This is a genomic window from Streptomyces bottropensis ATCC 25435, assembly GCF_000383595.1.
Taxonomy (GTDB): domain Bacteria; phylum Actinomycetota; class Actinomycetes; order Streptomycetales; family Streptomycetaceae; genus Streptomyces; species Streptomyces bottropensis.
The window spans coordinates 5,228,688-5,240,850 of record NZ_KB911581.1 but is presented as its reverse complement, the minus strand read 5'-3'; the positions used below and the strand labels follow the sequence as shown (position 1 = coordinate 5,240,850).

11 protein-coding genes and 2 pseudogenes are annotated in these 12,163 nt (G+C 66.9%); 5 read left to right on the top strand and 8 right to left on the bottom strand.

Annotation, left to right across the window (positions count from 1 at the left end; translation table 11 throughout):
- Nucleotides 1-12: 12 nt before the first annotated feature.
- Complete coding sequence (locus tag STRBO_RS0123295) at nucleotides 13-1,230, bottom strand: beta-ketoacyl-[acyl-carrier-protein] synthase family protein (protein WP_005476193.1); 1,218 nt, start codon at nucleotides 1,228-1,230, stop codon at nucleotides 13-15.
- 475 nt (nucleotides 1,231-1,705) lie between these two features.
- Here STRBO_RS0123295 and STRBO_RS44810 point away from each other — a divergent pair.
- Nucleotides 1,706-1,962, top strand: a pseudogene (locus tag STRBO_RS44810) (helix-turn-helix domain-containing protein); the annotation flags it as partial.
- 596 nt (nucleotides 1,963-2,558) lie between these two features.
- Here the strand turns inward: STRBO_RS44810 and STRBO_RS0123290 are convergent.
- Nucleotides 2,559-3,209 (bottom strand): TetR/AcrR family transcriptional regulator, encoded by a 651-nt coding sequence (locus STRBO_RS0123290; RefSeq protein WP_237547637.1) that lies wholly within the window; start codon nucleotides 3,207-3,209, stop codon nucleotides 2,559-2,561.
- Nucleotides 3,210-3,443: 234 nt separating this feature from the next.
- Between STRBO_RS0123290 and STRBO_RS0123285 the strand changes: the two genes are divergently transcribed.
- The gene (locus STRBO_RS0123285; RefSeq protein WP_005476179.1) at nucleotides 3,444-5,192 is read left to right on the top strand and encodes a CocE/NonD family hydrolase; all 1,749 of its coding nucleotides are present in this window, start codon (nucleotides 3,444-3,446) and stop codon (nucleotides 5,190-5,192) included.
- 7 nt (nucleotides 5,193-5,199) lie between these two features.
- Here STRBO_RS0123285 and STRBO_RS40395 read toward each other — a convergent pair.
- Together STRBO_RS40395 and STRBO_RS0123275 are read right to left on the bottom strand one after the other, a co-directional pair.
- Nucleotides 5,200-5,528 (bottom strand): annotated as a pseudogene (locus STRBO_RS40395) (IS5/IS1182 family transposase); the annotation flags it as partial.
- Nucleotides 5,529-5,585: 57 nt separating this feature from the next.
- Nucleotides 5,586-5,783, bottom strand: coding sequence for a hypothetical protein (locus STRBO_RS0123275; RefSeq protein ID WP_020114855.1), 198 nt, complete (start codon nucleotides 5,781-5,783; stop codon nucleotides 5,586-5,588).
- A gap of 284 nt (nucleotides 5,784-6,067) precedes the next feature.
- Here STRBO_RS0123275 and STRBO_RS0123270 point away from each other — a divergent pair, with 284 nt between their 5' ends.
- The 3 genes from STRBO_RS0123270 to STRBO_RS43830 all read left to right on the top strand — a co-directional run bounded on the left by STRBO_RS0123270 (nucleotide 6,068) and on the right by STRBO_RS43830 (nucleotide 8,271).
- Nucleotides 6,068-6,970 carry an SGNH/GDSL hydrolase family protein gene (locus STRBO_RS0123270; protein ID WP_158690942.1) on the top strand — a complete coding sequence of 301 codons (903 nt, stop codon included), beginning with the start codon at nucleotides 6,068-6,070 and terminating at the stop codon, nucleotides 6,968-6,970.
- A gap of 62 nt (nucleotides 6,971-7,032) precedes the next feature.
- Complete coding sequence (locus STRBO_RS42965; protein ID WP_005476176.1) at nucleotides 7,033-8,103, top strand: S1 family peptidase; 1,071 nt, start codon at nucleotides 7,033-7,035, stop codon at nucleotides 8,101-8,103.
- Nucleotides 8,104-8,133: 30 nt separating this feature from the next.
- On the top strand, nucleotides 8,134-8,271 hold the full coding sequence (locus STRBO_RS43830; protein WP_005476175.1) for a hypothetical protein: 138 nt from the start codon (nucleotides 8,134-8,136) through the stop codon (nucleotides 8,269-8,271).
- 519 nt (nucleotides 8,272-8,790) lie between these two features.
- On the opposite strand, the gene STRBO_RS40390 is transcribed toward STRBO_RS43830, so the two are convergent.
- The 4 genes from STRBO_RS40390 to STRBO_RS0123235 are packed head-to-tail and all read right to left on the bottom strand — an operon-like array spanning nucleotide 8,791 to nucleotide 12,107.
- Entirely contained in the window at nucleotides 8,791-9,507 is a 717-nt protein-coding gene (locus STRBO_RS40390; protein ID WP_020114851.1) for a GntR family transcriptional regulator, read from the bottom strand.
- Nucleotides 9,508-9,521: 14 nt separating this feature from the next.
- Nucleotides 9,522-10,055: a flavin reductase family protein gene (locus tag STRBO_RS0123245; RefSeq protein ID WP_020114850.1), complete on the bottom strand. Its 534-nt coding sequence runs from the start codon at nucleotides 10,053-10,055 to the stop codon at nucleotides 9,522-9,524.
- A 29-nt stretch (nucleotides 10,056-10,084) separates the two neighbouring features.
- Nucleotides 10,085-10,510, bottom strand: coding sequence for an ester cyclase (locus STRBO_RS0123240; protein WP_005476172.1), 426 nt, complete (start codon nucleotides 10,508-10,510; stop codon nucleotides 10,085-10,087).
- Nucleotides 10,497-12,107: a BCCT family transporter gene (locus STRBO_RS0123235; RefSeq protein WP_005476171.1), complete on the bottom strand. Its 1,611-nt coding sequence runs from the start codon at nucleotides 12,105-12,107 to the stop codon at nucleotides 10,497-10,499. The genes STRBO_RS0123240 and STRBO_RS0123235 overlap by 14 nt, the downstream gene beginning before the upstream one ends.
- Between the last annotated feature and the right edge of the window lie 56 nt (nucleotides 12,108-12,163).

The window sequence follows — 12,163 nt, the reverse complement described above, 5'->3', positions numbered from 1 at the left end:
GGCGTGGCGGGGTCAGGGACGGGTCAGCACGATCAGCGCGTTGTGGCCGCCGAAGCCGAAACTTGTCGAGAGCACCACGTCCGGCTGCTGCTTTCGCGGGCGGCCGTGGACGAGATCGAGGTCGATGCCGTCGCCGGGCTCGGTGAAGTTTCGGATGGCCGGGACAGTGCCGGTCGTCAGGGTCAGGGCGGCGAAGGCGGCCTCCAGCGCACCCGACGCGCCCAGCAGATGTCCGGTGGAGGCTTTCGTGGCCGTGACGCTCGGCCGGTGCGGCAGCACCTCGGCCAGCACCTGGGCCTCGACGGCATCGCCGACCGGGGTGCCGGTGGCATGCGCGTTGACGTGCGCGATGTCGGTTGGGCCGAGTTGGGCGTCGGCGAGCACCTGGTGAATCGCGCGCACCTGTCCCTCCGGTGCGGGGGCGGTGATGTGGTGGGCGTCCGAGGTGACCGCAGTCCCGGCCAGCACGGCGTAGCGGTGGGCCCGACGGGCCAGGGCATCCTCTTCGCGCTCCAGGATCAGCACGGCTGCCCCTTCGCTCATCACGAACCCGTCGCGGTATCGGCCGAAGGGGCGGCACGCCTCTTCGGGGACCTCGCTCCGGGACAGGGCACCGATGCGGGCAAAGCCGGCGATGCTGATCGGGGAGATGAACGCGTCCGTCCCACCGGCGATGACGACGTCGGCCCGGCGGGTGTGGAGCAACAGTGCGGCCAGCCACAGTGCCTCGGCTCCCGAGGCACAGGCACTGGTCGGGGCGTGTGCCCCGGCCCGCGCCCGCAGGTCGAGGCTGACCGCGGCGGCCGACCCGTTGGGTATCATCCGCGGCACGGTGTAGGGCGAGACCCCACTCGCCCCCTTGTGGGCCAGCACGTCGAGCTGGTCCTCAAGAGTCTGGGCACCGCCGACGCCGGAGCCGACCGCGACCGCGACCCGCTCGGGATCCACACCCCCAGTGCCGAGCCCGGCATCCGCCCACGCCTCGCGCGCCGCCAGCACCGCCAGTTGCTGGGAACGGTCGAGCCTGCGCGCGTTCACGCGGCCGATGGCCGCCTCGACATCGTGCTGGACCAGTCCGGCGATCTTGACAGCGGCCTGCGGTGCCCACGGCGTATCGAGCTTGGTGATCCCTGACTCCCCGCCCATCAGGGCGTCCCAAGTGGAGGACATGTCGGCACCGAGGGGCGTCACCGCCCCCAGCCCGGTGACCACGATCCGCGACGGTTTCACGGAGCCCTCCCCGTCAGCAGTGCGATGACACTCATGGTGTGCCTCCTGAAGTGCGATAGGTATGACTGGTCGGACAGCGATGGCTTGAGCGGGGCATGCCGAGAAGGCATGGAAGGGGTCTTCGGCCGGATCACAGGGCGCGTGCACCCAGCGGCACGGGACCTGTCCGCAGTCGGCCGGTCCAGGCCCGGCCGACGTCATGGGGACGCCGCTGCTGGTGCGCAAAGCGCAGACCGTGACCGCACGACCGCCGGGTCTGGCAGACGGTCGCTTCAGCTGGCCCTGACTGGCTCTTGCTGAGTAACACAGTCGCCGCAGGGGTCCGCGCGGCGCCATCGGTGGTTTTACGGACCCCGTACGGATCCCCCGTGGCCCGGCGGGTCAGCCGGGCGCTGACGCCTCCGGTCCCCGCAGGCCTGCCGGTGCGTGATGTCTCAATCAAACGACCACGGTGCATTGAGGTGGGCAGTGGCTGATGAGGGGGCCAGATGATCGAGGGGGACGCGACCTGCGGACGGTCGCGCACAACCTACGGGCGGCCCGCACCCTGGCGGGTTTGTCCCTGGAGGAACTCGGTCGACGCGCGCAGGTCAGCAAGGCAGCTCTGGCGGCACTGGAGAAGGCCCAGAGCAATCCCGCCGGAGGTTCTAGGAAGCGAGGCCCGACTCATGCTGACCACCTCGGGCGCGCGGCCCTGACGAGGTCTGGCGCCGGCAACTGCACCCGGACGAGGCCGGACAGTCCGCCACGTTCGGCGGCGAAACCCATCATGACGGCCCACCCGCCGCCCGCTGCGGGTGCCTCCACGACCTGACCGGCGCGGCGCCGCAGATGGTGAAGTGGGTAGCGCCGCAATTGCCGCCAAGACCGGCGCGGTGCAGCCGGCCCGTCCACCGAGTTGGCTGCGGCAGACACCACAGCAGGTTCCATGTCCACCGGTGGGCAAGGGCCACGCTCGGTGCGGCAGGGCGGCGCCCCCGGCGATGCTGGAGCCGTCGAGACAGCGCTGATCTGCCTGGGATACCGCGTCCTGCTGCGCGTTCCCGGTGACGTCCTGCGGAACTGCTGCAGGGGTGGCCGGCCAATCCACCCGCCCGCCCGGCCGAGCGGCCGCCTCTGGGGCCTGCGGCAGTTGGCGGCCTTGTCGGCGTCGGCTGAATCGTAGCGTTCGGCCGTCGTCGGGAGGTCTTCCTGCCTTGCCTCGATCACCTACCAGGCGCTGCAAGCTGGGGGCGAGTACCCCGCAGCGTATCCGGCTGTCGAAAGCGCCCGTCGCGATGCCGAGTCGGCAGCCGCCTACTGGTGGGCGCCGAGATCCCGTACCACCATCATGTTGACGGCGGGCTGCGACGAGGGTGCCGGCTCGGCGGCCGTGATGCCTGGGCGCGAACGAGCTGGCCCATCACGATGTCGCGGGCCATCTTCACCTGCTCGTCAGGGGTGGACGAGTTCGCGGTCAGCTCGCTATCGCCGAACATGACGCGCGTGACCCCGAGCCCGAAGAGGATGCGGAACACCGTGTCGGCGTGGCCCGGATCGCAGGAGAAGCGGGTCCGCAGCCAGGAAGCGATCTCCGTCGACAGGATGCCGCTGGCCTGGAAGCCGCGCTCTCGCAGGGCGGGGTCGTTGCGTCCCTCGACCATGAACGCCCAGAAGAGTGCGGACTCGCGCTCGAAGATCCGCATGTGGGCGCCGATCAGCATCTCCAGCGCCACCACGTCGTCGGGCTCGGCCGTGGCATTGGCGAGTTCGCCGCGGAGTTCGCTCTCCACGCGGCCGAGGAATCGGTCGATCATCGCGACCAGGAGCCCGGCACGGCTGCCGAACCGGTGATAGACCGAACCGTTCGAGGTACTGGCCCCCTCGGCCACGGCGGCGATCGTGACGGCACCCAGGCCGTCCCCCGCCGCGAGTTCGAGGGCGGCATCGAGCATCCGGACCGTCGAGTCCTCGCTACGCCGCTGTACTGGTCCACGCATGGCGAGGACACCTCCCTTGACGAAATAGAGTGTGCACTCTAATCTCCAGCCACAGAGTAAGTACTGCAATATCGCATGTCGGTTACCGACATCTGCTGGGCACGATCTCGCCACGCGTCCCCACGCAGCAGTTACCCACTCTCCCGCCATGCCGGATGAGGCAGACCCTTCCTCGAGCCCTGACATCTCAGCGAGCCGCCCTGCCTGCTCATCGTCTGATCCAAGGAGATCCAGATGCCACCTGTCCCGAGCACGCCCGCACCCCGGACCTCGTTCACCGACGGCGACATGTACGTGGAGAAGGACGTACCGATCCGGACGGTCGGCGGGCGCGTCGTGATGGCCGACGTCTACCGCCCCGTCGGCGAAGGGCCGCACCCGGCAGTCATGTGCTTCACCCCGTACGGCAAGGACATCCACTTCGCGGTCAAAGAGCCGGCGGTCTACGAGAAGATCGCGATGACCAACGACTACGCCGTCTACGAGGCCCCCGACATCATGCGGTGGGTGGCTGACGACTACGCGGTCGTGGTCGTCGACGCCGCAGGACTCGGCGCCTCTCCCGGCGTGGTCGACGTATGGTCGAAGCGCGACATCGAGGACTACCACGACGCCATCGAGTTCATCGGTGAGCAGCCATGGTGCACCGGGCGCGTCGGTCTCACCGGCATCTCCTACCTCTCGGCCACGCAGATCGCGGTGGCCGCGATGTGCCCGCCTCACCTGACCTGCATCATCCCGTGGGAGGTGGGCGGCGACAACTACACCATGGTGTACCAGGAAGGCATCAGGAACACGTTCTTCCTCGGGTCGTGGTTCGACGCCTGGATCGTGCCGAACCAGTACGGACGCGACAGGCTCCCCCCTGAGGCATTGGAGGCCGACCTGACCGACTATCCGAGCGTCGCCGCCGAGCACCCGCTCTACGACGAGTTCTGGGCCGAGCGGGCGCCGGACCTGTCGCAGATCACGGTGCCGTTCTACACCGCTGCCAACTGGACCAGCGCCATGCTGTCGCTGCAACAGCACTTCGACCTGTTCGACCAGGCCGCCTCGGAGCGCAAGTGGCTGCGCGCCCATTCCGGCGGTCACATCGAGCCCTACTACGAGGAGGACGGCTTCGCTGAGCAGAAGCGCTTCATGGACTACTGGCTCAAGGACGCCGACAACGGCATGCTCGACGTTCCGCCGCTGAAGCTGGCCGTGCGCAGGCCGGACGGTATCGAGTGGATCCACGAGCACGAGTGGCCGCTCGCCAGGACGCGGTGGACCAAGTGGTACCTCGACGGCCGGACGAACACCATCTCACCACGGTCCCCGGAAGAGGACTCCGCCGTCACCTTCGAAGCGACCATGGGCCAACCGCCGAGGTTCGAGAAGCCCTCAGCAGACGCCGGCGAGCACCAGGCGGTTCACATGAACGACGCCGTGGTCCGCGCGTACATCGCCGCCGGCGTCGACCAACCCCGCGAGCAGCCGTGGAACGCGACGTTCGCTTCCCTGCCCCTGGAGACGGACCTGCGGCTGATCGGTCCGGTCACCCTGCACCTGACCGTCTCCGCCTCGGCCGGTGACACCGACCTGTTCGTCTGCCTGCGCGACATCGCCCCGGACGGTACCGAGGTCGTGTACTACGGACTGGACAACCCCGAAACCCCCGTGAGCGTCGGCTGGGGGCGGCTGTCCCGTCGCGCCCTCGACGGCGATCGCACGAGGCCCGAGCTGCACCGTCCGGTGCACCGGCAGGACAAGGAAGATCCGCCCGCGCCGGGCGAGACCGTGCAGATCGACATCGCGGTCGGCCCCACCAGCACGGTCTTCGAGGCCGGTCACCGTCTTGTAGTCGAGGTGGCCTCCCGGGATGTGTTCCGTGCCTTCCCCTTCCTGCACATCACCCCGGAGAACCGCCGCACCGGCGGCGAAGTGTCCCTGCACACCGGCGGCAACGCAGCGTGGGTCGAGCTGCCTGTCGTTCCGGACTGAGAGACATTCCTCCGTGGTGCTTGTGCTTGCCGGACCCCCACGGGTCCGTGCCGCTGGAGCCGACGGTGGCCACGCGGTCGGTGCGGATCACCGCGCCGTCCTGGTTGAGGTGGGTGTACCCGGCCGCCGTCGCCCTCTCCGGGGCGGTGGACAGATCGGGCGTGTGGTCGGCGAGCACGGTCAGCCCCCTTCGTGCAGGTAGCGGTAGGCGGTCGGTACCGAGATGCCGTTGTCCCGGGCGAGTTGGACCAGCCGGGTACCGTCGACGAACCAGCGCAGCACGAGCACCGCCTGCTTGAAGACGCCCAGCGCGCGAGTGCCGTTGCGGGTCCGAGCTCTCTCGGGGGCTTCACCCAGGCCTGATGCCGAGTCACATCCCGCCGTCCGGCATCATCACACACCGCAACCGTCACGTTGCCGAGAAGACTTCATTGAGCAATTGCCCGAGTCGCGGCCAAGACGCCGCTCGAACTCAGCCACCCCCGCAGTCAACCGCTCATTGGCCGCTGTCAACTGCTCGTTCTGCTGCTGGAGCAGTCCGACCACCGCGAGCAGATCCTCCCGCGACGCAGACTCCAGCCCCAACGACATGACCACGGATCCTGCCGCACCTACCCACGATATGACACACCGTCAGACACCGAGCGCCCGTCCCAGTCTTCTGACTGCTCACAGCTGAGGACGTACCGCTGCCCCCTCTCGGAACGAGAAAGGCCGGGACACGTCAACTGCCTGCCACAGATCGCGTGCGTGGTACTGCAAGTCCTCATACGCCCGGCATCCATGTCGCCATGTTCCCGATGTCCCTCACGGGCATCGGTTGGACACCAACATCGCGGGTCGACAGTCCCGTTGAGAAAGTAAGGAGATCACCGATGGCAGGCTACAGATCACGTAATAAGCGGCGATTCAAGATCCGGCTGTTCGCAGGATTGGCGGCAGTCGGACTGTCGGGCGTCACCGTGTTCATGGCAAATGCCGCCGACAGCACCATAGACGGCACGCTCGACTACATCGCACTCGGAGATTCGTACTCCTCCGGCCACGGCGCGAGCAGCACCTACAACGGGGCCGTCAACACCACTTGCAAGAGGAACGACTTGGCCTATCCGAATCAATTCTTCGCGAAGTATGCGGCAGCCCTGCAGCCGTCCAAGTCGTCCAGCATGTTCAACCGGGCGTGCACCGGGTCGAAGATACAGGACGTCATTGACGACCAGCTCGGCTCCGTAACAGGATCGGTCGAAATGGTGACCATCACTATTGGCGGGAATGATGTGAACTTCGCCGCCGCCGGGACCACCTGCGTCCTGTCCAGTTCACCGGCCTGCACAGCGGCGTTGAACAACCTCGCTCCGAAAATCTCGCCGCTGCGGCAGCCGCTCACCGACCTCCTCGCCCAGATCCGCGAGAGGGCGCCGATCGCCAACATCGTCATTTCCGGGTATCCGAAGATCTTCGATACCGGAGACTGCGGCATCTTGTCCATCTCGGAAGACAACCGGGACCGTATGAGGGGCCTTCAAGACTCGATGAACGACCTGATTCGTGAGGTGGCGGGGGCCAGCGAGCGGGTTCAGTACGCCGATCCGGACGGCCTCTTCGAAGGCCACCGGGTGTGTGACTCCGGCGATCGGTGGATCAATCAGGTGAGCGACGGGGTCGCGCAGTTGGACACCGGGGCGGCCTACCACCCCAACGCCAACGGCCACGCGGCCATGGCCGACGCGGTCTTCGATGCCGCTATGGGCTCCACCACCGGGCCCAACTCCAACTAGCCATCCGCCTCAGGACCCATCATTCCGGTCCGCGCCAATTCCTGTAAGGAGTGCAACCACTCATGTCCCCCAAAGGCTCTCTCGCTCGGCGTCCTCGACCTCTCAAGGCCGCCGCCTTCGGTATCGGGCTGCTCACCGTCCTCAGCATCGCCGGCATCGGTGTCGCCAACGACAACAGCGGCAGTACCAATACCGCTAACCCGGTAAAGGCTGCTGACTCGGGCCGGCGTGACGAGGTCTTCGATCTCATTGAATCCGCAGACATTCCTGGGCTGGACGCCTTCTCAGTCGGCATCGATCCGATAGCGGACAAGATCGGTGTGCACCTCTTCGCCCCAGAGGGGCTGCCAACCGCTGCGAAGGCGGCGCTCAAGTTCGGCGACGATGTCACGGTAACCGTCCAGGAAGCTTCGGCGCCGCACGCGCACATCAACGTGAGCGGCGGTGCATCGATCGGCGCCGTGGGTTCTGCGTCTTGCACGGCTGCTTTCGCTGTCGGGCTCGCCAACGGGCAGTCGGGATTCCTCACAGCCGGACACTGTTTCAGCCCCCAGCCAGCCGCCAATCAGCAGACCGTCAGGATCGGATCGGTGGCGGCAACCGGGGTCTCATTCAATTTCGGCCCGTCCGATTACGGAATCTACGCCCTCGACGGCAGCCCCAACAGCAACGACGCGTTGCCCCAGGTCGTTGACGACAACGGGACCCACCCGGTCCGGGGAATCACCGCACCGACGGTCGGCACGGAGATCTGCATGCACGGCATCACCTCCGGCACGTCCTGCGGGAAGGTGACTCTCGTGAACACCCGGGTCACCTATGCAGCGCAGAGGGACTCGGCAGGAAACATAACCCTGCCGAGTACACAGGTAAGTGGTTTGATCCAGAGCGATCTGTGCTCGGAACCCGGTGACAGTGGCAGTGCGGTCTACACCCGACCGGCGGCAGGCAACAACACCGGTATCAACGCCGTCGCAATCAACAGTGGCGCAAGCCTCTTCAGCCTGGGGACCAAGAAAGTGTGCGGCGAGAAGGCGGGATTCAACAACGTCGCCTATCACGTCCCGTTGTCCGCCACCCCCGCCAAGAGCACCAATCCGTTTGACGACGTCTTCATCAAGGTCGCTCCCTGACCTCCAGAGGAGCCTTCTCAGTAACGTCTCATGACGGTTTATCAAGTCGAGGGGCTGCCCGGCGTCCACCTGGCCGGCCCCGGAAACTTCTCCCGGGCCGGCGCGGCAAACCCCGCGCTCACCATCATCGCCATGTCCCGCTGGCTCGGCGATGCGCTCGCCCGTTGACGTACCGCACACAGATCGCCTGGAAGCTGTCGTTTCACCGTCGGAGTCACCTTGGCCGCTACTGGACATCTCGTGGGGTTCCCGAGCGTAGATGGGGGCGAGGATCGCCGACGCGGCGGCGCCGTCGAATACCGGACCAGGGAAGTCCTCGGCGTACGACGCGGAGTGCGGTAGCGCACCGAGAAGGACCTCAACCCCAACGGATGTTCCTCGGCATCGACCTGGACTCCGGCACCACCCGCCCCGTCACGATCCACGTGGCGGACGCGCCCAAGCAGGACGCCTCCGCCTCGACGCCGTCTGGGACATGTCACCGGCACCACAGGCCAGCCCACTACCACCTGGGCACACAGCCGCAACCCGCCCCACCACGCCCTGACATACCCTCACCCCACGAAAAGACTGGACGAGTTGAACAATGCCGCGGAGAGATTTCCGCCGTGGAAGGTCCCCGTAATCCGAAAGCCGGGCCCCGCCTCCGAAAAGGCGGAACCCGTCCGACACAGTGCCCTCCCGGTATCAGGAACCCACCACGCCGACCCCCCCGTTCGAACCGCCCATGGGCAGCCCCGCCAGCAGTGCGCGGCGGCTGGCCCGGACGTGCTCGCGCATCACCTGCTCGGCGCTGTCGCCGTCCTTGTCAAGGATCAGCTCCAGGACGAGGTGGTGCTCGCGGTCCGACTGCAGGGCGCGGCCCGGCCGGCTCAGCGAGGTGTTCACCAGCCGGGGATAAGCCAGCTGGTTCATCAGCATCCGGTAGTGGGCCTCCAGTTTGCTGTTGTCGGCACCCGCTATGAGGAGGTCGTGGAAGTCCTGGACCAGCTCCGCGTACCGCTCCCGGTTGTCCCGCTTCACCGCCTCATCGGCCTCGCGCAGGTTCCGTTCGAGCAGGTCGATCTCCGCGACTCGGCCGCGCCGGGCGAGGAGGCGGGCGGCCGCGCCCTCAAGGAGCTCCTTCATCGTGAAGAGTTCCGTGATCTCGCGACGGGAGGGAGTGGTGACGAACGTCCCGACGCGGGGCCGGATTTCGACCAGGCCTTCGGTTTGCAACTGCTTGAGGGCTTCGCGCACCGGCGTACGACTGACGCCGAACTCCTCCGCGAGGGCGAGCTCCGAGAGCGGAGCCCCGGGCTCCATGTCTCCCCTGATGATCCGAAAGCGCATTTCGGCGATCACCCTGGCCTGCATCGATCCGTTCTTCGGTTCGCTCGCCCGTTCGCTGTTTGCGCGATTCACCGGCCCCTCCTCCGTCACCCCGAGCCGCCCGCCGCTCGGTCGGTCGATCCCAGCGGCGCGAGCGCGCCACCGTCGAAGAACTTACCCGCGCTGTAGACCATCGGATGGTTCCCGGCGACGGCGGCGTGCACCACGCGGCCGATGAACACGGTGTGGGTGCTGGCTTGCAGCCGTTCGCGGATCTCCACCTCCATCTGCGCGCTGCTGCGCGCGAGCAGCGGGCTGCCGAACGGGCCGCTCTCCCATGCGACGTCCCGAAACTTGTCGTCGCCCTTTCCCGCGAACGTAGCGACGACGTCGAGCTGGTCGGTGGACAAGATGTTGATCGCCAAATGGTCCGCCGCGAACAGACAGTCGTGAGTGGACGAGGTGCGCTGGACGCACACCATTACGGTCGGGGGGTCGAGCGAGATGCTCGAGAACGCGTTGACGGCCAGCCCTCTGGGGGTCTCACCGTCCATCGCGGTCACGACCGTGACACCGGTGACGAACTGCCGGTTCACCAGCTTCATGACGCCGAGGTCAGGCATCGAGGCGAGGGGGGTCATGGCGGTACCGCTCCTGTTCATCGTGATCGTCAGTCCTGTCCCACCCGGATGATGCCCAGCGCCGAAAGCAGCGCCCGTGGATCCCACGTCACGTGCTCCTCGACGATCCGGTCGCCCTCGAAGCGGGCGAACGTGGCGCCACTGACCTGCACGCGCCGTCTGGTGGGAGGGACTCCGAGGAACGAGTTCGTCTGGGTTCCGCTGCTGTGCCAGCGGACAGCGGCCCTGTCTCCCTCGACCACGATGTCGTCGACGGTCGTGACCAGGTCCGGGAAGGCCGCCCGGGTCGAGACGATCATGGCCTTGAAGGCGTTCAGGTCCTGCGGTTGCGGGTCGCCGTGGCGGCGGAGGTACGCCGGGCTCAGCAGTGCGTCGAGGGCGTCGACGTCACCCTGGCCCCAGGCTGCGGCCCATGCCTTCTCGATGAGTGCGCGACGGGCGTCAGAGTGCGGCACCGGTCGTCTCCTTCCTGTCCGCCCTCAGCTCTTTCCAGAAGGAGACCGCCAGACCGGCGATGATCACGAGGAAAGGCAGGGACGTCACGATGACGGTGTTCTGGAGGGCGTTCAGCCCGCCGGCGAGCATGAGCACGACGGCGGTGACACCGGTGAGGACGCCCCAGAGGACGAGTACCGGACGACGCGGAGTGAGCGATCCGTTCGAGGTCATCATGGACAGCACGTAGGTGTTGGCGTCCGCGCCGGAGACGAAGAACATCACGACCAGGATGATCGCGACCACCGAGGTGACGTCAGCCAGGGGGTAGTGGTCGAGGGTCGCGAAGAACGCGCTGTTGATGTCGGCCGCGGTCTGCTTGGCGATGTCGCCGCCCTCGAACATGTCGATGTGGATCGCCGTACCGCCGAAGACCGTGAACCAGGTGAAGAACACCACGCTGGGGACGACCAGGACACCCATGATGAATCCACGGATGGTGCGGCCCCGCGAGATCCGGGCCAGGAAAACACCGACGAAGGCACCCCAGGAGACCCACCAGGCCATCATGAAGTACGTCCACCACTGCATCCACTGAAGCCCGCCGAACGCGGTGCCCTGCAGGCTCATCCGGAAAAAGTCGGTGGCCCACTGGCCGACGGACTCGATGTACAGGTTCGCGATGAACACGGCCGGGCCGACGACCAGTATGAAGACGAACAGCGCGATCGCCAGCAGGGTGCTGCCCTGGCTCAAGAGCTTGATGCCTTTGCTGACACCGGTCACCGCCGAGAGCGTGAAGATCGAGGTGACGGCGGCGATGATGAGCACCTGGTTGATGTTGTTGACCGGCATCCCCCACAGCCTGCCGAGACCGTTGTTGACCTGGAGTGCTCCGAGGCCCAGGGATGTCGTGGTGCCGAAGAGGGTCGCGAACACGGCGAGCACGTCGATCGTCTTGCCGATCGGTCCGTTCACGCGGTCGCCGAGCAGTGGCACGAACAGTTGGCTCACCAGGGTGCGCCGGCCCTTGCGGTGGGTCGAGTACGCGATGGCCAGACCGAAAACGGCGAAGATCGCCCAGGCCTGCAGACCCCAGTCGAAGTAGGAGTACTGCAGCGCGCGCACCGCCGCGGCCGGGGTGTTCGGCTGGGCGAGACCGTGCGGCGGCGACGCCAGGTGGGAGATCGGTTCGGCGACCCCGTAGGAGACCAGTCCGATGCCCATGACCGCGCTGAGGATCATGGCGAACCAGGTGAGCGTCGAGAACTCGGGGCGGTCGTCGTCCTTGCCCAGGCGGAGGTCGCCGGCGGGGCTGAAGGCCAGGAACACCAGGAAGATCAGGATGGCGAGCGTGATCACCAGATAGGACCAGCCGAAGGTGGTTGTCACCCAGTTCAGCGAGTTATTCGTGACTTTGTTGAGGTTGTCGCTGAAGATCACCGCCCAGGCCACGAAGACGGCGGAGATGCCTAGGGAGGTCCAGAAAACCGAACCGAGTCTGCCGCCGCCCTCCGTACCTGCGCCGGTGTCCGGGCCTGCCGTAGCGCTCGCCTCGCTGCTCCCCGACGGTGTCGCGGGCATCGTGTCGGCGTCCGTTCCAAGATGACTGGACATGGAACTCCTTGCGTCCGGGGGCCGATGGCCACCTGATCTGGCATACAAGCAGGAGT

Coding starts and splice junctions, on each gene's coding strand:
- STRBO_RS0123290 (WP_237547637.1), bottom strand. CDS start 3,209: ATGCGTGGACCAGTACAGCGGCGTAGCGAGGACTCGACGGTCCGGATG.
- STRBO_RS0123285 (WP_005476179.1), top strand. CDS start 3,444: ATGCCACCTGTCCCGAGCACGCCCGCACCCCGGACCTCGTTCACCGAC.
- STRBO_RS0123275 (WP_020114855.1), bottom strand. CDS start 5,783: ATGTCGTTGGGGCTGGAGTCTGCGTCGCGGGAGGATCTGCTCGCGGTG.
- STRBO_RS0123270 (WP_158690942.1), top strand. CDS start 6,068: ATGGCAGGCTACAGATCACGTAATAAGCGGCGATTCAAGATCCGGCTG.
- STRBO_RS42965 (WP_005476176.1), top strand. CDS start 7,033: ATGTCCCCCAAAGGCTCTCTCGCTCGGCGTCCTCGACCTCTCAAGGCC.
- STRBO_RS43830 (WP_005476175.1), top strand. CDS start 8,134: ATGACGGTTTATCAAGTCGAGGGGCTGCCCGGCGTCCACCTGGCCGGC.
- STRBO_RS0123245 (WP_020114850.1), bottom strand. CDS start 10,055: ATGACCCCCCTCGCCTCGATGCCTGACCTCGGCGTCATGAAGCTGGTG.
- STRBO_RS0123235 (WP_005476171.1), bottom strand. CDS start 12,107: ATGTCCAGTCATCTTGGAACGGACGCCGACACGATGCCCGCGACACCG.